This window comes from Myxococcus sp. CA039A, assembly GCF_013336645.1.
In the GTDB taxonomy this organism is placed as follows: Bacteria; Myxococcota; Myxococcia; order Myxococcales; family Myxococcaceae; genus Myxococcus; species Myxococcus llanfairpwllgwyngyllgogerychwyrndrobwllllantysiliogogogochensis.
Genome location: NZ_JABUMQ010000124.1, coordinates 1 through 20,217, shown reverse-complemented (window position 1 = coordinate 20,217; position 20,217 = coordinate 1). Strand labels below are relative to the sequence as shown.

The window sequence follows — 20,217 nt, the reverse complement described above, 5'->3', positions numbered from 1 at the left end:
CCCCATGAAGCGACTCCTCGCCGGCATCGCCTTCCTCAGTCGCATCCCCGTCCCCGGGGCGGCCACCTTCGATGCCGCCGACGTGGGCCGCGCGACGCTGTGCTTCCCCCTGGTGGGCGCCCTGCTCGCCGCCCTGCTCGTCGGCGTGCGCTTCGCGCTCTACCCCCTGCTGCCGTCGATGGTGACGGCGTATCTGCTGCTCGCCGTCTACGCGCTGCTCACCGGCGCTCTGCACCTGGACGGGCTGGCGGACATGGCGGACGGCTTCGGCGGCGGGCGCACCAAGGAGGACGTGCTGCGCATCATGAGAGACCACGTCATTGGCGCCTATGGAGGTGTCGCGCTGTTGCTGACCGTGGGCCTCAAGGCCAGCGCCCTGGCGGCGCTGCTGGAGCGCGGGCAGGCGGACGCCGCGCTGGTCGTGGCGCTGGCGCTGGGCCGCTGGGGCTCCGTCCCTCAAGGCTGGCTGCTTCCCTATGCGCGGCGAAGCGGGGGCATCGGCATGGCCATCACCGACTATGTGGGCCGCGTCGAAGTCATCGGCGCCACGGTGCTGGCGCTCGGCTTCGCGCTGGGCCTGATGGGCTGGCGAGGGGGCGTGGCCCTGGTGATGGTGGCCGTCGTATCCGCGCTCCAGGGCCTCTGGTGCCGGAAGAAAATCGATGGCATCACCGGCGATACCATGGGAGCCAACACCGAGGTCTGCGAGGCCCTGGTGCTCGTGCTCGCGCTGGCACTCGGTTGAAGTGAAGCGAGCATAGGGAACGGACGCGGCATGGACTGGCGAATACCGAGCGGCGTGACGCGCATGATTCTGCTGCGGCACGGCAAGCCCTCCGAGGAGATGAAGGGCCGTTGCTACGGACGGCTCGACGTGGGCCTCGCGCCGGAGGGGCATGCCCAGGCGGAGCGTGCCGCGACCCTGCTGGCCAGCGCGGACCTCCAGGGCCTCTACTCGAGTCCTCGCCGCCGAGCCCTCGATACGGCGAAGCGCGTGGCGGAGGGACGCGGCCTGGACATCCGCGTGGAGGAGGCCTTCCGCGAAATCGACTTCGGACTCTTCGAGGGCCTCACCTACGAGGAGGCCGAGCGCCAGTTTCCGGAGGTGTACGCCGAATGGATGGCGCACCCCGAACGGGTGCGGTTTCCAGAGGGAGAGACCTTCTCGGAGATGCGCGAGCGCGTCCGTGCGGGGGGCCGAGCCCTGCGCGCGCGACATGTCGGACAGTGCTTCGCCCTGGTGTCGCATGGAGGCGTCAACCGCACCCTCCTCGCCGAGTCGCTGGGCATGGCGGACAAACATCTGTTCCGCCTGGACCAGGTCCACGCCGCCGTGAATGTCATCGACTTCTATGGCGATGAGCCCGTGGTGAAGTTGACGAACGCGGCGCCGTGACACAGCGGGCCAGCCCCCCGGGGCCCTCGGCTTGACCGGTTTTGTCCGCGAGGCGTAGCCTTTGCGATTCACGGCGCGGCGCTGTGTCTGTCTTTCTCACATCGTCCATCCGCCGCACGGGGGACCCGTCCCATGGAGAGCGACCCGCGAGGCGAAGCCGACAGGCCTCCCAGCGCCCCCGGGGCCCGTGAGACGCACTGCCTCAATCCCTTCTCACCCGAGTCACGGGGCAATCCCTACGCCGTCTATGAGCAACTCCTCCAGCGGCCCGCCTGCTGGAACCCCGAGCTCCGGTTGTGGCTGTTCTCCCGCCACGCGGACTGCGTGGAGGTGCTCTCCCATCCGCGCTTCAGCCGGAACATCACGGGCGCCAGGGAGAGCCGCCCCGAGGACTTCCCTTCGCCTCCGGAGGCGCTCGCGGCGCTGTCCGCCATGCACCGTCAGTGGTTCCTGTTGATGGACCCGCCGGACCACACGCGCCTGCGCGCCGTGACGAAGCGCGCGCTGGGTCCACGCATGAAGGAACTGTCCCTGCACGTCCAGGCCACGGTGGAGGCGCTCCTCTTCCGCGCGCGGCAGAAAGGAGAGCTGGACATCATCGCGGACCTGGCCGCGCCGCTGGCCCGGACGACGCTGCGCTGGCTCGTGGGCGCCGACGAGCTGGACTCGGACCTGTACCAGCGCTGGGCGCTCGCGCTCGCGCGCTGTGGAGACGCCTCCGCGCCGCTGGCCGTGAGAGAGGCCGCCAGCGCCGCCACCCGCGAGGTGAGCCAGAGCCTCCAGGCCTCCGTCACCCGGCGCAGGCAATCGCGTCGCGGCGATATCCTCGGGCTGCTGGTGGCCGCACAGGAGGACGAGCAGGCGCTGAGCGAGGAGGAGCTGCTGCCCACCTGCATGCTCCTGCTCTTCGGGGGCTACGACACCTCCGTCAACCTCATCGGCAACGGGGTGCTCGCGCTGATGGAGCACCGCGCGCAGTGGGAGGCGCTGTGTACCCAGCCCTCGCGCCTCAAGGGGACGGTGGAGGAGGTGCTGCGCTTCGACACGCCGTTGCAGCTCTGCTCGCGCATGGCCCAGGAGGACGTGGAGGTGGGCGGCGCCGCCGTGCGCGCGGGCGAGTGGGCCTGGGTGTTGCTGGGCGCGGCGAATCGGGACCCGAGGCGCTTCGAGAAACCCGACACGCTCGACATCCAACGCCCGGACCTCCAGCACATCGCCTTCGGCCACGGCATCCACCAGTGCATCGGTGCGGCGCTCGCGCGCATGGAGGCCCAGGGCGCGCTGGGCATGCTGGCCAGGGACCTGCCTGGACTGCGACTGGTACCCGGCGCGTGGAAGCGGCGCGACACCGCCGTGTTCCGAGGCCTCACCTCACTGCCCTGCCAGGGCTGAGCGACTCAGGACGACTTGCGCGCCACCAGGTAGATGAGGAGCGGCGTGCCCAGGGCCGCCGTCACCAGGCCCACGGGAGTCTCCCTGCCTGGAAGGATGATGCGGGCCACCGCGTCGCAGAGCACGAGGAAGCTGGCGCCCACCACCACCGAGCACGGAAGCAGCACGCGCCGACTCACCCCCAGCACCCGCCGGACGATGTGGGGGACGATGAGCTCCACGAAGGCGATGGGACCGCACCACGCGACACAGCCCGCCACGCCCAGCGCCCCCAGGCCGATGGAGGCCATGCGGACCGCGCGCACGTTGACGCCCTGCGATTCGGCGTGCTCCTCACCGGAGATGAACACCTCCAGCGCCCGCGTGAGCGTCAGCAGGCCCACCACCGACACCGCGGCAATGGGCAACAACATCACGATGTTCTGATAGCCCACCTGCGGCAGGTGGCCCATGGTCCACCGCATGGCCGTGAGCAGTTCGGCGGAGTCCGCGGAGAACTGCACGCCCGTGGAGATGGCGCCCGCCGCCATGGAGAAGGCGATGCCCGCGAGGACCAGGTCATTCATCCGCACGTTGCGCCCCGCCGCGATGGCGGCCACCAGCAGGCTGACCCCCAGCGCGCCCGCGAAGGCAGCGCCGGTGATGAGCGGCAGGCCCCACAGCGCGGTGCGCGCGCCCAGGACGATGGCCACCAGCGCGCCCAGCGTGGCGCCGGCCGTGGTGCCAATGGTGCTCGGCGCGGCGAGCGGGTTGGAGAAGAGGGACTGATACACCGCGCCCACCAGCGACAGCGTGCCTCCCACCACCAGCGCCATCAACGTCCGGGGGATGCGCAACTGCCAGAGGATGAAGTCGCGCGCGTCCGGAGGCATGGGCGGCCCGACGAAGGGCGCCACGGCGACCACGAGCGCGCACACCGCCAGCATCACCACCAGTCGCGTCCTCATTCCCCACGCTCCAGGGACATGCCCACGAAGACCCGGCGGTTCTCGACTTCGACGCCTCGCATCCGCACGGAGAACACCCGGCCCAGGTGCTCCCCCAGGTCCGGGGCGTCGTAGTGCGATTCGAAGGCGACGCGGCCCTTCGACAAGCCCAGCACCCGAATCCGTCCCTCGCTGCCCGCGCGCATCGCATGGGCGAGCACGTTGATGTCGTGAGTGATGCACAGCACGCCCAGCCCCGAGCGCCACATCTGCCCCACGAGCGCATACAGCTCCAACTGCTGGGCCGGGTCCAGGAAGTTGGCGGGTTCGTCCAGCAGCACCAGGGGCGCTTCCTGCGCGAGCAGCGCCGCCACCGCGACGCGCTGCTGCTCTCCGCCGGACAGCTCGGTGATGGGCCGCGAGGCGAGGGCTTCCGCCTGCACGCGGGCGAGCGCCACGAGCGCGGATTCCTCCGAGCGACGGTGGGACTCCTTGAAGCGGTAGCGCGCGGCGGCCACGTGCTCCAGCGCGGTGATGGGCTCGGACACCTGGACGCGCTGGGGCAGCCACGCGAGGAACGCGGCGCGCTCCCGGGGGGAGAGGGCTCCCACGTCGCGGCCATTCACGGTGACTCGGCCCGCGTCGGGGCGCTGAAGGCCGAGCGCCACGCGCATCAGCGTCGTCTTGCCCGCGCCATTGGGTCCGACCACGGCGACGAAATCTCCCGGTGCGACGCGGAGGGACACATCCTCCAGCAACGCCCGCTCGCCCTTGCGCACCGTCGCCCCGGAGACCTCCAGAAGAGACGTCATGGGGTCTTCGTGTCGAAGCGCAGCGCGGCCTGGAGCTGCTCCACCACGTCCAGGATGCGCGGGCCGGTGGACTGCACGCCCGGGCCCGCGACCAGCTTCACCCGCCCCTGCTTCACCGCGCGCAGCACCGTCAGTTGCTTCCACGGGGCGAGCTGTCGCGCCTCCTCTTCCGGCGTCAGGCGGGGGCCCTCCACCAGCACCAGGATGATGTCCGGGTCCAACGTCATGAGCTGCTCGACGGAGACGTTGGGCGGGCCCGCGGGGTCCTCGGCGACGGCGTTGCGCGCGCCCGCCGCTTCCAGGGCCGCACCGTGAAGCGAGCCCTTGCGGATGTACCAGATGCTGGTGAGCGCGGCCTCCGGGTCGCCAATCACCAGGAGCACCCGGGGCGCGTCCGGCGGGGGCTTGCGCTTCAGCGTCGTCTCCACCTTCTGGGCGAGCTTCGTGGCCGCGTCCTCGCGCCCCGTCTGGCGGCCCAGCTCGCGAATCCCGTTCGCCACATCGTCGACGGAGAGCCAGGGCAGCACCTTCACCGGGGCGAGCGCGGACAGCGAGCCCGCGGGGGCCTGCTTCACCTGCTCATCGATGATGAGGGTGGGCTTGAGGCGGGCAATGGCCTCGTAGTTGGGCGACAGCGTGGAGCCCACCTTGGGCACGGATGCCGTCTCGGAGGGCCAGGAGGCCCAGTCGGAGAGGCCCACCACCTGCTCACCCGCACCCAGCGCGTAGAGCGTCTCCGTGATTCCGGGAGACAGCGAGACGATTCGCCGCGTCCCCGCCTCCGGAGCCGGCGCGGAGCGCTGGCAGCCGACGAGGAGCGTGAGGGAGACGACGAGCAGGGAGAGGGAGCGCGCGACGGACATGAGCAGCAGGGAACCCGTGAGAGGTTGACGCCTTATAGTGCACGCGCGCCAGGAGGCCCGCCATGCCGAAGCACCCTCACCTCATGATTCAAGGCACGGGCTCCCACGTGGGGAAGACCACGCTGGTCGCCGGCCTGTGCCGTCTGTACGCAAACAAAGGGCTGCGCGTGGCCCCCTTCAAGTCGCAGAACATGTCCCTCAACTCCTTCGTCACGGAGGAGAACGAGGAAATCGCCCGGGCCACGGCGGTGCAGTCCTTCGCGGCGAGGCAGCGGCCCATCGTCCACATGAACCCGCTGCTGCTCAAGCCCAAGTCGGACAGCGTCAGCCAGCTCATCATCCACGGCCGGCCGCACCAGGACGTCGACGCGCGCGAGTACTTCCTCTCCGACACGCACCGCGCGCTCAAGCTGTCCGCCATCCAGGAGTCCATCGACCACCTGACGCGGCACTACGACCTGGTCATCGCGGAAGGCGCGGGGAGCTGCGCGGAGCCCAACCTGCGTCCGTTCGACGTGGTGAACATGGAGGTGGCCCATCGGCTGGACGCGCGCGTGTACCTGGCGGTGGACATCGACAAGGGCGGCATCGCGGCGGAGCTGCTCGGCACGCTGCGGGTGCTGGAGCTGGTGGCGCCCGAGGACTGCGAGCGCATCGCCGGGTTCATCATCAACAAGTTCCGAGGAGACCGGCAGGTCCTCCAGCCCGCCGTCGACTTCATCGAGCACCACGCGAAGCGGCCCGTCGTCGGGGTGATGCCCTACCTCTCCCTGGCGCTGGAGGAAGAGGACCGCGTCCAGCCCCGGATGCACGGCGCGCCTGAAATCGACGTGGCGGTGCTCTATCTGCCGCACATCTCCAACAGCACAGACTTCGACTATCTCCAGGAGGAGCCCCACGTGCGCGTGCGCTTCGTGCGCTCCGTGGACCAGCTTGGCGCGCCGGACGCCATCATCGTTCCCGGCACCAAGAACACGGTGGGAGACCTGCTCCACCTGCGGCGCATCGGCTTCGAGCGGGTGCTCCAGGACTTGAGCACCACCACGCCCATCGTCGGCATCTGCGGGGGCTTTCAGATGCTGGGGCGCGAGTTGCTCGACGAGGGCCGCCGCGAGTCCGAGCACGGCAGCACCACGGGGCTGGGGTTGTTGGACATCGACGTGGAGTTCCTCCCTGGCAAGACGGTCTTCAATCGTCACTACACGCCGACGCCCGACAATCCCTTCGCGAGCGCGGGCGAGGTGTCAGGGTATGAGATTCACTCCGGACTCGTCAGGTATGCGAGCGCGAGGCCGCTGTACGCCCATGCGGGCGGAGTCGATGGCGCCGTGCATGAGCGACTGCCCATCTTTGGCACGTTCATCCATGACCTGTTCAAGAATCCCCGACTCAGTCGGGCATTCATCAACACGTTGCGCCAGCGCAAGGGATTGCCAGTCCTGACAGCGCCCCTGTGCAACCATGACACCCGTCGGGAGGAAAGTTATAATCGCCTCGCAGCCGCCTTGGCCGAGCACATGACAACGTTTGCCTGACTCCATCCTGCCGAGGGGGGCGCTTGGGGATTCCCGACTGAAGCGCATGTAGGAGGAGGCTCAACATGAAGCTCGATGGATTCGTTCGCGTCCTGCCACGACTGGTGCTGCTGTTTGTCATGGCCTGTCAGCACGACGCCCAGGCCCAGGAACAGGCCGGCACCGCCGACAGCAACCTCGCCGCCCAGGTGCTCACACCCGTGGGCACCACGTATCCCTACACGCAGCAGTTGCAATGGTTGGACTCGGGCCGATTCATCGTCGGACGTCTGGATGGCTCCATGACGTTCTTCCGCCCTCCGGGCCCCACCGAGTGGGGACCCATGCTCACCGATGTGCTGCGCACCCCCGCCAACCGGGGCGTGGAGATGATGGCCGTCCGCGACGAGCGGACCTTCGTCACCTCCAATGACAGCACCACCATCACCCTCTGGCGCGAGCGGGATACCGCGCTGCAAGAGGACGCGGAGCCCGCGCACCTGGACAGGCTTCCTCGCGCGTTCCGCTTCGAGAACTTCGCCTACGACGCGGACGTGGGCACCGCCAACAGCGGCGTCTTCGTCGTCCACGCGAATCGCGAGTATCTGGTGACGGGCCATGAGAATGGCTTCGTCCTCATCTGGAACGTCTCGCGCAACGGCCGCCAGCTCGCGGTGCTGAAGAAGCTCAACGTCCGCTCTCCCGATCCCATCCCCAGCCCCTTCCAGCTCTGGAACGTGCGCGACATCGTCGCGTGGCCCGACGGCATCGTCATCACCGGCGCCGAGGACGGAGACCTGGTGATGCTCCAGCTCCCCCAGGGCAACGTGCTCGCCCGCAAGCGCTACAACCCGGCCGCCCAGCGCGGCATCAACGGCCTGGCCATCCTCGATGACCACCTGGTCGCCGTGGCCTGCTCCGTGGGCCCGGCGGACAAGAACACGTGGCTCTTCCGCGTCCGCCCCGCCGAGTTCCAATCCCAGGGCTCCGTGGACCTGAAGCAGAACCTGGCCCTGCCCCAGTCCTTCGCGTTCCGCGCCGCCATGGCCCGCGTCGGCGGCCAGCCGTATGTCTTCGCCACCACGCAGGAGGGCCTCTTGTGGACCGTCCTCGTCACCCCCGACGGCCAGCTCCAGGTCCAGGCCTCCAGCTCCGTGGACTTCCCCATCGGCGAGGCCATTGACTACAACCCGACCACGTCCCAGCTCGCGGCCGTGGGCGTGCTCGTCAACCTCTTCAACGTCGCCGCGCCCGCGCCCGCCGCTCCCGCGCCTCGCAAGCAGGCGGCCCCCAAGGTGGCTCCGCCCCAGGCTCCTTCCTTGAGGCCCGAGCCCGCCCCGGCGAACTGAGGCACCGCCATGTCAGGCCACAGCGCTCCGTGGGTGCTGGGCATTGGCGCGTCGAACCACAACGGCGCCGCGTGTCTGCTGCGCGGCGACGAGCTGGTCGTGGCCATCCAGGAAGAACGCCTGCTGCGACGCAAGCGGGCGTGGATTCCTGGCGGCCTCGCGTCACTGTCGGTGCGCTACTGCCTGGAGCACGCGGGAATCCAACCCGAGGACTTGAGCCTCGTCGCGTGCTGCTCGCTGATGGGACCTCGCGGACCCCTCTTCGACGTGCGGGCCAACCCCGACCTCGCCCTCGCCAGGACGGGGGTGCCCTCGCTCACCCTCTCGCATCACCTGGGACACGCCGTCGGCGCCTTCGCCACGTCCGGCTTCGATGAGGCCCTCGTGCTCGTCGCCGACGGCTTCGGCTCCAACGTCCAGGACCTGTCCGAAACGGAGCTGGCGGCGGTCGTCTCCGAGCGGCGAGGAGAAGAGACGCTCTCCGTCTACCGCGCGGCGCGCGACGGCTTCGTCCCGCTGGAGAAGCACCTGGGGACCTTCCTGGAGGTCACCGCCTCCGCGGAGCTGGAGCGCTTCCAGGGGATGCCGCGCTTCGGCAGCCTCGGCGGCTTGTACTCCGCCGTCGGGCGACAGCTCTTCTCCGACGTGCTCGAAGGTCCGGGCAAGGTCATGGGGCTGGCGCCCTACGGCGTGCCCGACATCCCCATCACCGACTTCTTCACCATCGTCGATGGACGGTTCGTCTTCTCCGACGCCGTGCCTCGGCGCTTCTCACACAACGAGCGATGGCCCGCGCGCCAGGAGGAGTACCGGAACCTGGCGGCCTCCGCCCAGGCGGCGCTGGAAGCAGGGCTGCTGCAAATCGTCCGACGCCTTCGCGCGAGCACGTCCTGCGAAAGGATCTGCTACGCGGGCGGTGTCGCGCTCAACAGCGTGGCGAACGAGCGGCTCTTCACGGAGGCGGGCTTCCGCGACGTCTACGTCATGCCCGCCGCCGAGGACAGCGGCACGGCCCTGGGCGCGGCGTATCACGGGCTCTGGCACCTGACAGGGCGACAGTCGACTCGACGGCTCCAGCAGGACAGCGTGGGCAGGACGTATCCCTCCGCATGGGTGGACCGCGCCATCCAGGCGACGCCCGCTGTCGTGTCACGTCGGTTGCCCTCGGTGGTGCCCGCCGTTGCCGACCTGCTGGTGGAAGGAAAGATGCTCGGGTGGTTCCAGGGAGGCTCGGAGCTGGGCCCTCGCGCGCTCGGGCAGCGGAGCATTCTCTGCGACCCACGTCCCGGCGACATGAAGGACGTCCTCAACAGCCGGGTGAAGTTCCGCGAGGCCTTCCGTCCCTTCGCGCCCGCCATCCTCGCGGAGCATGCACGCGAGTGGTTCGACCTCGACGACACAGCCTCCGACGACAGTCCCTTCATGCTCCGGGTGTGGCGCTTTCGCGAGGCCCAGCGTCATCGCGTCCCCGCCGTCGCCCACGTCAACGGCACGGGCCGCGTCCAGACGGTCCGCGCGGAGCACATCCCGCTGTTGCACGCGCTGCTCTCGGCGTTCCATGCGCGCACCGGCGTGCCCGTCCTGCTCAACACCTCCTTCAACGTCGCGGGAGAGCCCATCGTCGAGACACCCGAGGACGCCCTCTGGTGTCTGCTGTCCACGGGGCTCGACGGCTGCGTGCTCGGTGAGCACCTGGTGCTGAAGCAGGCGGCCTACGCTTCACTGCTGGACCTGGAGTTGCTCGTGCTCGGAGAGCGACTGGCGCCCGAGCCCTCCGGATTCACGGGTGAAACGGACCTGCGGCACCTGTTGAAGGAGCCCCTGGGCTTCGCTCTGGACGCGGAAGGTCGCGCCCTGGAGGATGCGCGCCAGATGACCGGCGGGTGGAGACATTGTGGCGCGTTCCGCGTGCGGACACCGTGGGGCACGGTGCTCCAGCTCGTCTCCCTCACGCTCTCGGAGCTGGTGACGAAGGTCGAGCCCGGAATGACGGGCTGGAAGTTGCTGGAGCGCGCCTCTCGCGAGGACTCCACGCTGGACGAAGCGCGACTGCTGCGGATGCTCGGCTCGTTGCGCCGCGCCTCCATCCTCGGCTTCGGTCCGGGACTCGCTCCCGGTACAGGAGCGTGAAGACGGCACTCACGCGGTGGCTCTTGAGTCTGGCGCTGCTGGCGTGCGCGCCGGCATGGGCCCAGTCCACCGAGGACGCGGGAACACCTCCCATGTCCGAGGTCATCGACGTGGTGGGCAAGGTGCCCGACCCCGAGCCGATGGACCGCGCGTCGCAACGAGACCCCAGCAGCGTCGTCACCGTCATCTCCGTGGAGGAGCGCGGCGGCACGGCCCGCGACACCGCCGAGGTGCTCGCCACCTCACCGGGTGTCGCCATCCAGGAGTCTGGCGGGTACGGACAGAGCAAGAGCCTGGTCGTCCGGGGAGCCTCGTCGAACGGGACGCTGGTGCTGCTCGACGGCATTCCCCTCAATGGCGCGGGGGGCAGCGCGGACCTGTCGCGCATCCCCCTGGCGCTCGCACGCGAGTTCGAGGTGCTGCGCGGAAGCGCGGGCGCGCGCTACGGCAGCGGTGGACTCGGCGGCGTGGTGAACATCGTCACCCGAAGTCCCGGCGACACGCTGAGCCTGTCCGGCGAAGTGAGCTATGGGAGCTGGGACACCGCGACGGGCTGGCTCGCCGCCACCGGCCCGCTGCTGGACAGTGAGCTGCTCCTGCTCGTGCACGGAGGCACCTCCTCCGGCGGCTTCTCCTACCCCTTCGACACCACGCCCACGTTGCCGGGAGACGCGCCCGAGACGCGGCGACGTGACAACAACGATGCACGCGGCGCGGGGGCATTGCTGCGCGTGCGGCACCGACTGGCCCCGGGCGTGGTGGTGGACGCGATGGGCGAGGGCTCGCTGGAAGGACGCGGGCTCGCGGGCACGGCGCAGAACCCCGTCGCGGATGCGCGGCAGTCCAGCCGCCGGGGCGTGCTGAGCCTGCGCGTGCTCGGCTCACTCGCGAACCGCGTCGATGTGTCGGCGCGCGCGCACTTCCGGCAGGAGCGCCTGGAGCTGACGGGCGGCCCGGTGTCACAACAGGGCGTGCAGGTGCTGCGAGCCGGCGGAGGTGAGTTCGAGGGACGGCTGCCCCTGGGTGACTGGCACGTCGTTTCCGCGCTGGCGAGCGTGGGCGGAGAGGGCCTGTCCACGAACGGTGTCGCCACGCCGACGGAAGAGCGGACCTCCTGGCTGCGCGCCAGCGTCATGGCGATGGATGACGTCGCACTCCTCTCGGGGCGCCTTCACGTGACTCCCTCGCTGCGACTGGAGCGCGTGGGCCCGTACACGCTGTGGTCACCCAAGTTGGGTGCCCGGGTGTCCCTGCCCGCGCGCCTGGAGCTGCGCGCCAACGTGGGCCAGGCCCACCGCGCGCCTTCGTTGCTGGAGCTGTACGTGCGCCAGGGCACACTGCTGCCCAACGCGGACCTGCGCGCCGAGCGGGCCGTGTCCGCGGACGTGGCCGTGGCGCACCGCACGGAGCGCTCGCTCGTGTCCGTGGGAGGGTTCCACAGCCTCTACGAAGACCTCATCGCCTACGAGGCGTATCCCCCGTTCGCCGCCAAGCCCTTCAACTTCGCCTCGGCGCGAGTCTCGGGGCTGGAAGTGGACGCGGAGGCGCGGCCCACGTCGTTCCTGTCCGGCTCCCTGGCGTACACGCTCCTCGTCTCCCGCAACCTCCGGGATGACCCGCGCTACTACCTCAAGGAGATACCGCTCCGCCCGCGCCACACGCTGTCCGCGCGCGTGGCCGCGGGCCCCTCGTGGCTGACGGGACGCGTGGAGCTGCGGGCCCAGTCCTCGCAACTGCGCAACCGCACCGGAGAGCTGCTGCTGCCAGCGCGTGCCCTGCTGCATGCGGGGGTGTCCAGCACGGTGGGGCGCAGGCCCGCGCTGACGTTCTCCGTCGACTTCAAGAACGTCTTCGACACCTTCGTCGAGGACTTCGACGGCTATCCCCTGCCGGGCCGCGCCGTGCTCGCCTCCGTGGCGATGGCACTCGACGTTTCTCCCTCTTCGCATCGAAAGGCGGACACCCCATGAATGCCGCGTCACTTCCTCCCGGGCGACACCTCGCTGCCCTGGTCTCATTGTTGTCGTGCCTGCTGCTGACGGGCTGCCCCGACGAAGGCGTCGTCTGTAGCGAGGGACTCTCCCGCTGCGGGGACACCTGCGTGGACCTCACCAGCGAGTCCGCGAACTGCGGCGAGTGTGGCAACACCTGCGGCACCGGACAGCTCTGCGCGCAGAGCGCGTGCCGCTGTCAGCAGGGCGCCACGGCCTGCGGCGGCGCCTGTGTCGATACCCAGTCCTCGCCCCAGCATTGCGGCGGCTGCGCGGGTGAAGGCGGCAAGGTTTGCCAACCCTTCGAGGTGTGCATGAACGGCGACTGCCAGGGGAGCTGCGCCGGGGGCATGCTTCAGTGCGGCAACGCGTGCATCAACGGGGAGGCCGACCCCAACAACTGTGGCGCCTGCGGCAACGTCTGCGGAGACGCCCGCAGTTGCCGGGGCAGCGTGTGCACCTATGACGTGGTGGCCACGTGCTTCAACACCGGGCAGGTGGTGGGCATCCAGTCCGGCTCGGACTTCAAGGGCCCGAACACCCTGGTGGCCTCGTCTCCGCAGAGCGCGGCGCGGATGCTGGACGTGCTGCTGGTGCTCGACTCCACGCGCAAGCTCGTCCAGGCGCGACTGAGCGACTACGGCGTGTTGCCCGCGAGCAACGACACGGGCCGCGCTCCCAACCAGGTCCTGGTCCAGGACCCGTACGTCTACATCCTCAACTCGTCCGACAACACGCTCCAGGTGCTCCGTCGCGAAGGAGACCCCCTGCCTCCCGGCCCCCCGGGCTCCCGCTTCCCCAACGGCATCACCTTCACCAACGTCGCGAGCGTGAGCTTCGGCGCGAACACCAATCCCTTCGCCATGACGAGGACGGGCACCCACGACCTCTGGGTCACGCTCTACGGCAACCTGTTGGGAGACCCGTCCGCCGGGGGCCGTGTGGTGCGCGTCTCGCTGGCCAACAACGAACCCGCCGTGGTGGACACCATCGTGCTGCCCTCGGGGGCCGCGCTGAAGCCCTTCCCCGACAACACGACGCTGTCCACGCCCACCGGCATCACCGAACACCACGGCAAGCTGTACGTCACCCTCAACAACCTGAACCCCGTCACGTACAGCCCCGGCGGGCCTGGCCTGCTCGCACGCATCGACCCGACGAGCCGCGCGGTGGACCTCATCGACCTGGGCGACGGCTGCCTCAACCCGGGCTCCGTGGCTCCCGTGGGCGAGCAACTCCTCGTGAGCTGCGGCGGCAAGGCCGTCTATGACACCAACTTCAAGCTGCTGTCCGTGGAGCGCTCGGCGCTGGTGCTCCTCGACGCGCAGGACCGCGTGGTGTCCACCGCGCCCATCCAGTGCTCGCCGGGCATCGGCTCCTGTCCGATTCCGGCCGCCGGCCGCTTCGCCGTGGTGGGCAATCGCACCTACCTGGGCGACACCAACGGCGGGCGCATCTTCGTCCACGAGGTCGTGGGCAGCACGCTCGTCGAGCGCAGGGGACTCCTCGACACGTCGGAGCCCGCCATCGCCGCCTGCCCCGCGAGTGGCTTCTCGCTGGTCAGCGACGTGGTGGCCCTGCCCAAGGGGTTCTGAGGCGGGGGCACTTCGCCCCCACGGGGCAATGTGCCCCGGTCTCGGCGGGTCATCCCGCCCCGCCGAGACACCCTCCTCCGAGGCAAGCCGCTCCGAGCACCGCCCTGGCATGGCGGATGCTCTAGACCTCCGTGTGACGCACGAAGGTCGCTCCCACTCCCTCCAAGGACTCCGGCACGACGCACTGCTCTCTTCTCGCGGCACTCGCGGTACGTTGTGAGTACTTCCTTCCGGTCCATGCGTATTCGACCCCTCCAAGGTGCATGGACCGGAATAGCCTCGACCTCCCGTGAAACTCGCTCGCAAGTTCACCCTCGCCCTCGTCCTGCTCGCCGTGGCTGTCATCGCCGGGCTGCAGGTCATCCAGGTTCGCCGTGAGCTGGAGCGCTCGGCGCTGGACATGCAACACGACCACCAGCTGCTCGGTCACACGCTCGCCGGAGCCATCGGCAAGGCGTGGCAGCTCGCCGGTGAGCGTGAAGCCCTCACCATCCTGAACCAGTCCAACAGCTACCAGGGGCAGGTCCACCTGCGCTGGGTCTGGCTGGATGGTGGCCCGGGGACTCCGTCGCTCGTCGGATTCCCGCCGCGCCTGCTGGCCACGCTGCGCCAGGGGAAGGACGGCTCCATGGTGGACCCGAGCCCGGACCCTGGCCTGCTGCACTCCTACACGCCGGTCTTCATCGGCCGGGGCCAGCGCTTTGGCGCCATCGAAATCACCGAGTCGCTGGGCGAGGAGCGCCAGCACGTCTTCGTCACGGTGGTGGGCACCATCGTCGCCACCGGCACCATCACCTTCGCCTTCTTCATCGCCGCCATGGCCATGGGCCGCAAGCTCGTCGGCGAGCCCGTGGACGAGCTGGTCCAACTGGCGAACCGCTTCGGCCAGGGCGACTTGACGGCCCGCGTGCGGCTGCCGACCCGGCGCCGGGGTGATGAAATCACCATGCTGGCCAACGCGATGAACCGCATGGGCGAGCAGTTGGAGGAGACGCGCTCCCGCCTGTCCTCGGAGACTGTCGCGCGCCTGTCCGCGGTGGAGCACCTGCGCCACGCGGACCGACTCACCACCGTGGGCAAGCTCGCCTCCGGCGTGGCGCACGAGCTGGGTACGCCGCTCAACGTGGTGATGGGCCGCTCGAAGATGATTTCCTCGGGCGAAGCGGAGGGCGAGGAGGTGGGCGAGTGCGCTCGCATCATCAGCCAGCAGGCCCAGCACATGACGGGCATCATCCGGCAGCTGCTCGACTTCGCGCGGCGCCGCGCGCCCCACCGGGCCCCGGAGGACGTGCGGGAGCTGGTGGACCGCTCGCTGTCGCTGCTCAAGCCCATGGCCTCCAAGAAGAGCATCACCCTGGTGGACGACGTGCCCCCGGGTGTCATGCTGGAGGCCGATGGAGGACAGGTGCAGCAGGTGCTGACGAACCTGGTGATGAACGCGCTGCAGGCGATGAACAAGCCCGGAACGGTGCGCATCCACGCGACGCGCACCCGCGCCACACCGCCCACTGACGTAGGGGGCGCGGAGAGCAGCTACGTGCGGGTGGACGTGGAGGACGAGGGCGGCGGAATCCCCCCGGACGTGCTGGGCCATGTCTTCGAGCCCTTCTTCACCACGAAGGACGTGGGCGAGGGCACGGGGCTGGGGCTGTCCGTCTCGTATGGTCTTGTCAGAGACCATGGCGGCTGGATTGCCGTGCGCAGCGAGCTGGGACGCGGTAGCTGCTTCTCCATCTACCTGCCGAGCGGAGGGGACACATGCCAGGCCGCGTCCTGATGGTCGAGGACGAGCGCGAGATGCGCGCCATGTTGGAGAAGGGGTTGACCCGTCGGGGCTACACGCCCGTGGCGCTCGGGTCCGCCGACGAGGCGCTGGCGCGACTGTCCGGCGAGGACTTCGACGTGGTGTTGACGGACCTGCGCATGCCCGGGATGGATGGGCTGGCGCTGTGCGAGCGCATCGTCCTCAACCGGCCGGACATCCCCGTCATCGTGTTGACGGCGTTCGGGAGCCTGGAGACGGCCGTCGCCGCCATCCGCGCGGGGGCGTACGACTTCGTCACCAAGCCCATCGACCTGGACGCGCTGGTGCTGGTGCTGGAGCGCGCGGTGCAGCACCGGGCCCTGCGCGACGAGGTGCGCCGGCTGCGGCAGGAGCTGGGACGGCAGCAGGACAGCGGCGCGGTGGTGGGCGAGAGCCCCGCCATGCAGCAGGCCTATGCGCTCATCGACCGGGTGGCGGACCTGGACTCCACGGTGCTGATTACCGGCGAGAGCGGCACGGGCAAGGAAGTGGCCGCGCGCGCGGTGCACACGCGGGGGCGTCGCTCGGCGGGGCCGTTCGTGGCGCTCAACTGCGCGGCGATGCCGGAGGCGCTGCTGGAGAGCGAGCTGTTCGGCCACGCCAAGGGCGCCTTCACGGACGCCAAGGCGACGCGCACGGGCCTCTTCGTCCAGGCCAATGGCGGCACGCTGTTCCTGGATGAAGTGGGTGAATTGCCGCTCACACTCCAGCCCAAGCTCTTGCGCGCGCTCCAGGAGCGAGTGGTGCGGCCGGTGGGTGGGGACACGGAGGTGCCGTTCGACGCGCGCATCGTGGCGGCGACGAATCGGGACTTGGAGCTGGCGGTGGAGGAGGGCCGGTTCCGCGAGGACCTGTACTACCGGCTCAACGTCATCGGCGTGGAGCTGCCTCCGCTGCGGGCGCGGGGCAATGACGTGCTGCTGTTGTCGCAGCGTTTCATCGAGCAGTTCGCGGCGCGCAACAACAAGCGCGTGGTGGGACTGTCTCCGGCGGCGGCGCAGCGGCTGTTGGCCTATGGGTGGCCGGGGAACGTGCGGGAGCTGCAGAACTGCATGGAGCGCGCGGTGGCGCTCACGTCGTTCGAGCAGCTCACGGTGGATGACCTGCCCGAGCGCATCCGGAACTACAGCCAGCCGAAGGTGGTGCCGGAGAACACGGACCCGTCGGAGCTGGTGACGCTGGAGGAGCTGGAGCGGCGCTACATCCACCGCGTGCTGGAGGCGGTGGGTGGCAGTCGGACGCTGGCGGCGCGCATCCTCGGCGTGGACCGGAAGACGCTGTACCGGAAGCTGGAGCGCGACGACGAGGCGAAGAAGCCCTGAGCGTCAGTCGACGGTTTCCAGGCGCACTTCGAAGAGCTTCGGCCAGAGCTTGCCGGTCATCAGCATGCGGCCGGTGCCGGGCTCCACCGCGATGCCGTTGAGGACGGCCTCGCGGCTGTTCAGCTGGGGAGACACGGCGCGCGACAGGGCGGAGGCGTCGATGATGGCGGTGACGTGGCCCGTGGCGGGGTCGATTTCCAGCACGCTCGAGGAGTGCCAGACGTTGGCGTAGATGACGCCGTTGGCGCACTCGAGTTCGTTGAGCTGGTCCTGGGGGAGGCCTTGCAGGGTGACTTCCACGGAGCCCACGGGCTCGAAGGTGTCGGGTGCGTGGAAGGTCAGCATGGAGGTGCCGTCGCTGCGGACCAGGCGGCCCTGCCAGTAGCACAGGCCCCAGCCGTCACCGGAGTAACGCGTGGTGCGCTCACGCGTGGGGGGCAGGCCGCTCCACGTGTAGAGCAGACCCTCGGTCCAGGTGAGCTGGTAGAGACGCTCGCCGTCACTGGCGAGGCCCTCCGTGAAGATGTTGCCCAGCGGCTCCATCCACAGCGGCGTGGCGGACTCCAGGGAGAGTTCGCGCAGCGTGCCCTGGTTGCCGGTGCTTTCGAACAAGCGGCCCTGGTGGAAGACGAGGCCCTGCGTGAAGGCGTCCGTCGAGTGCGGATACTCCTGGACGATGTGCGCGACCTTCCGCGTCGGCGCGCCCTCGGGGGTGATGCGCCGCTGCGCGGGGCCACAGCTACAGCCATTGCCCAGCCCCATGCCCAGGACACAGAGCGCCGACACCCACGCCGTTTGATGGACTCGCATCGAGGGAGCCACGGAAGCAGGAAACGAAGGCCGGCACAACACGCGCGCGGAGCCCCTGTTCACGAAGGTCAAGGAACTGAGCGACCACCAATCTCCGGGAACCGTTCATAGGTCCGCAGGAGCACGTCCAGATGGGCGGGGTCATCCAGGTCGAGCGGCGCGTCCGTGAGCTGTACGACCCACCCGCCCGATGGAGTTCCACGCGCTCGCGTGAGCAGTTCGGCGTCGCGCGAGGCATCCGGAAACCCGATGGCTCGGGCAGCAGCAGCCGACCAATAGTTCAGCCACCCCAAGCGATGGGGAATCTCCGGCGAGCGGATTCTCTCAGGGAATTTGAGTACTGGGAGCCCTCGGGGCGGAACCCCAGGCTTGTGCACCGGGTCAACCGTCTGCCCAGCGATCTGCGCCGCCGCTTTGGACGGCGTCGCATGCCCCCAGTACGCGCGGGCGCCCTCCGCCACGCCTTCAAGCACACCCGGCGCCACCGCGGTCATGGCCTCATCCAGCGGCAGCTTTGCATGGACATCGAGCATCGGCTGACCGCCCGGCGCCTGACTCCCAGGTGTTTGCAGTCCATGAACCATCACGGGGTAGCGCTCGTCACCGTTGCACACGAGAGGGAATCCCCCGTCCCTCATCTCCTCAGCGAGCCATGTGTCGCGCGCAGGCAAGGCGATGGGGTGCCCGTCTTCGGAGACCTTCCACTCCAGACGCAAGCCGAGCAGAGCCCGTTCCATGCCTTGGATGACCGCGAGCACGCGGCCGTCACTGTTCGTGAGCGCTGGCGCGTAGACGGCGATGCCGAGCCTTCTTCGAGTTGTCACCGCTTGCATCCCGTGACGACGATGTTGAGAGTTGCTTCTTCTTCCACCAGTGCTTCCTTGTGGGCTTCGGTGCTCACCCCAACCACGAAGCCATATCCGCACTCGGTCGCGATGCTTCGCTCTTCTCGCATCGTCGCCACCTGCTGCCGGACCACCTGCCCCTGAAGGAAATCAGAGTACGTGTCGAATTGGTCGGTCTTGATTTCCCACAGCACACGCACGCCGACCTGCAGCGCGTCGAAGCGCTTGCCCTTCACGAGCACGTCCTTGCCGGGGAAACGGTTCGGAGGGAACTGGTCGGCGCACCTGTCATGCGCTGCATCTCCGCCAAGGTGCGGCACCGGGACGGGCTCGCACCGGGGGTGGCGCTCTTTCTCAGGGGAATCGGGCGGTGTTGGAGAAAACCAGTCCTGCCCTGCTGGCTCGGGTTGGGGCTTTCGATTCGAGGAGGACTCCCGCGAGGCGGGCTTCGCGAGGAGTGTGACCTCTTCCTCCGCGGGGCGACTCCCGCTCAGGGCATATGCATCCAGCGCCTCTTTGATGGCGACTCCCACCACCAAGACGCCAACGACAAGCACAGCACCCGCGATGATTTCCGGCGCCGCAAGGACACAGAGTCCGGTTCCCATGACAGCCATGCCCACCGAGGCAACGGAGCACCTGCCCGTGGGGTCATTGAACCGGACCCGATCATGGTCGAGTGCCTGGAAGCACCGCTCCGCCAGTACGGGCCATGGCTGGGAGGCCTGATGGACGGCGCACTTTCCTCCGTCCGTCCACGGCAGATTTGCCGCTCTCTGGAGATTGGCGACCCGCCGGCTCGGGGGCACGCGCGCTCCTGGACCCGGTGCCGACGTCGCACACGCCGAGAAGAAGAGCAGGAGCACAGCGCACCCGAGGAATCGCATCGCCACATCCTCGCGGACCTTCGCTAGCGGATGCCAGCCCCGCGAGCTGAGCGTCCTCCTTCACCCCTCCTGTCGTCGCCGTCCCAGCCGCGCTCGCAGCTCCGACAGGTGGCCACGGTGCTGCGAAAGCTCGTGCCCCAGCAGCATCACCACCGCCACCGCGAAGGGCAGCAGGTAGTAGACGATGCGGTACACCACGAGCGTGCCGAGCACCATCGACGCCGGCACCTCCGGCGTCAGCGCCGCCAGGATGATGGAGTCGAACACGCCCAGCCCTCCGGGCACCTGACTCGCGATGCCCACGAGCTGCGCGACCGCGAACAACGCCACCATGCTCGGCGGCGAAATCCCCACCCCTGACGGCAACAACACCCACAACACCATCGCCGCCAGCGACCAGTCCAGGCACGACACCACGAGCTGCTCCAACGCCTGTCTCAGCGTGGGCAGCGACACCTCCAGATGCAGGCGCTCCACCTTCAGCGTCCGCCGCATCCGCGCGCACAGCACCAGGTAGCCCAGCAACACCCCGAGCAGCGAGAAGCCCAGCCCCCGCGCCACCCCGGGCGAGAGCGACAGCG

The 20,217-nt window shown here is 69.3% G+C and carries 17 protein-coding genes; 10 read left to right on the top strand and 7 right to left on the bottom strand.

Going from position 1 to position 20,217, the window contains the following annotated elements; genetic code table 11:
* Positions 1-4: 4 nt before the first annotated feature.
* From cobS to HR086_RS21455, 3 genes are all read left to right on the top strand, one after another.
* On the top strand, positions 5-745 hold the full coding sequence (gene cobS / locus HR086_RS21465; protein WP_141643466.1) for an adenosylcobinamide-GDP ribazoletransferase: 741 nt from the start codon (positions 5-7) through the stop codon (positions 743-745).
* A 30-nt stretch (positions 746-775) separates the two neighbouring features.
* Entirely contained in the window at positions 776-1,396 is a 621-nt protein-coding gene (locus tag HR086_RS21460) for a histidine phosphatase family protein (protein WP_174454472.1), read from the top strand.
* 132 nt (positions 1,397-1,528) lie between these two features.
* Complete coding sequence (locus HR086_RS21455; protein ID WP_174466525.1) at positions 1,529-2,788, top strand: cytochrome P450; 1,260 nt, start codon at positions 1,529-1,531, stop codon at positions 2,786-2,788.
* A 5-nt stretch (positions 2,789-2,793) separates the two neighbouring features.
* Here the strand turns inward: HR086_RS21455 and HR086_RS21450 are convergent, their stop codons facing one another.
* Genes HR086_RS21450 through HR086_RS21440 form a run of 3 tightly spaced genes read right to left on the bottom strand, consistent with a single transcriptional unit; the run spans position 2,794 to position 5,389 of the window.
* Positions 2,794-3,735, bottom strand: coding sequence for an iron ABC transporter permease (locus HR086_RS21450; protein ID WP_141643463.1), 942 nt, complete (start codon positions 3,733-3,735; stop codon positions 2,794-2,796).
* Positions 3,732-4,526: an ABC transporter ATP-binding protein gene (locus HR086_RS21445; RefSeq protein ID WP_141643462.1), complete on the bottom strand. Its 795-nt coding sequence runs from the start codon at positions 4,524-4,526 to the stop codon at positions 3,732-3,734. Before HR086_RS21445 ends, HR086_RS21450 begins: the two co-directional genes overlap by 4 nt.
* Positions 4,523-5,389 carry an ABC transporter substrate-binding protein gene (locus tag HR086_RS21440; RefSeq protein ID WP_174454469.1) on the bottom strand — a complete coding sequence of 289 codons (867 nt, stop codon included), beginning with the start codon at positions 5,387-5,389 and terminating at the stop codon, positions 4,523-4,525. The genes HR086_RS21445 and HR086_RS21440 overlap by 4 nt, the downstream gene beginning before the upstream one ends.
* Before the next feature lie 62 nt (positions 5,390-5,451).
* Between HR086_RS21440 and HR086_RS21435 the strand changes: the two genes are divergently transcribed.
* The 7 genes from HR086_RS21435 (at position 5,452) to HR086_RS21405 (ending at position 17,094) form a co-directional block, all read left to right on the top strand.
* Entirely contained in the window at positions 5,452-6,924 is a 1,473-nt protein-coding gene (locus HR086_RS21435; RefSeq protein WP_174459795.1) for a cobyric acid synthase, read from the top strand.
* A gap of 65 nt (positions 6,925-6,989) precedes the next feature.
* Positions 6,990-8,252 carry a hypothetical protein gene (locus tag HR086_RS21430; RefSeq protein WP_174466524.1) on the top strand — a complete coding sequence of 421 codons (1,263 nt, stop codon included), beginning with the start codon at positions 6,990-6,992 and terminating at the stop codon, positions 8,250-8,252.
* Between the two features lie 9 nt (positions 8,253-8,261).
* Entirely contained in the window at positions 8,262-10,382 is a 2,121-nt protein-coding gene (locus HR086_RS21425) for a carbamoyltransferase C-terminal domain-containing protein (RefSeq protein ID WP_174466523.1), read from the top strand.
* Positions 10,379-12,352, top strand: a complete 1,974-nt coding sequence (locus tag HR086_RS21420; protein ID WP_373564335.1) for a TonB-dependent receptor plug domain-containing protein — start codon at positions 10,379-10,381, stop codon at positions 12,350-12,352. The genes HR086_RS21425 and HR086_RS21420 overlap by 4 nt, the downstream gene beginning before the upstream one ends.
* Positions 12,349-13,968: an MXAN_6577-like cysteine-rich protein gene (locus HR086_RS21415; protein WP_174454465.1), complete on the top strand. Its 1,620-nt coding sequence runs from the start codon at positions 12,349-12,351 to the stop codon at positions 13,966-13,968. The genes HR086_RS21420 and HR086_RS21415 overlap by 4 nt, the downstream gene beginning before the upstream one ends.
* 289 nt (positions 13,969-14,257) lie before the next feature.
* The gene (locus HR086_RS21410; protein WP_141643455.1) at positions 14,258-15,745 is read left to right on the top strand and encodes a sensor histidine kinase; all 1,488 of its coding nucleotides are present in this window, start codon (positions 14,258-14,260) and stop codon (positions 15,743-15,745) included.
* Positions 15,727-17,094 carry a sigma-54 dependent transcriptional regulator gene (locus HR086_RS21405; RefSeq protein ID WP_174454464.1) on the top strand — a complete coding sequence of 456 codons (1,368 nt, stop codon included), beginning with the start codon at positions 15,727-15,729 and terminating at the stop codon, positions 17,092-17,094. The genes HR086_RS21410 and HR086_RS21405 overlap by 19 nt, the downstream gene beginning before the upstream one ends.
* 3 nt (positions 17,095-17,097) lie before the next feature.
* Here the strand turns inward: HR086_RS21405 and HR086_RS21400 are convergent, their stop codons facing one another.
* The 4 genes from HR086_RS21400 to HR086_RS21385 all read right to left on the bottom strand — a co-directional run.
* Positions 17,098-17,904 carry a glutaminyl-peptide cyclotransferase gene (locus tag HR086_RS21400; RefSeq protein ID WP_254613961.1) on the bottom strand — a complete coding sequence of 269 codons (807 nt, stop codon included), beginning with the start codon at positions 17,902-17,904 and terminating at the stop codon, positions 17,098-17,100.
* 68 nt (positions 17,905-17,972) lie between these two features.
* Positions 17,973-18,728 (bottom strand): DUF5953 family protein, encoded by a 756-nt coding sequence (locus tag HR086_RS21395; protein ID WP_174454840.1) that lies wholly within the window; start codon positions 18,726-18,728, stop codon positions 17,973-17,975.
* Positions 18,725-19,357, bottom strand: coding sequence for a DUF6310 domain-containing protein (locus HR086_RS21390; protein WP_306663358.1), 633 nt, complete (start codon positions 19,355-19,357; stop codon positions 18,725-18,727). Before HR086_RS21390 ends, HR086_RS21395 begins: the two co-directional genes overlap by 4 nt.
* A 339-nt stretch (positions 19,358-19,696) precedes the next feature.
* Positions 19,697-20,217 (bottom strand): lysylphosphatidylglycerol synthase domain-containing protein (locus HR086_RS21385; RefSeq protein WP_174466521.1); only part of this gene is annotated, 521 nt, incomplete at its 5' end.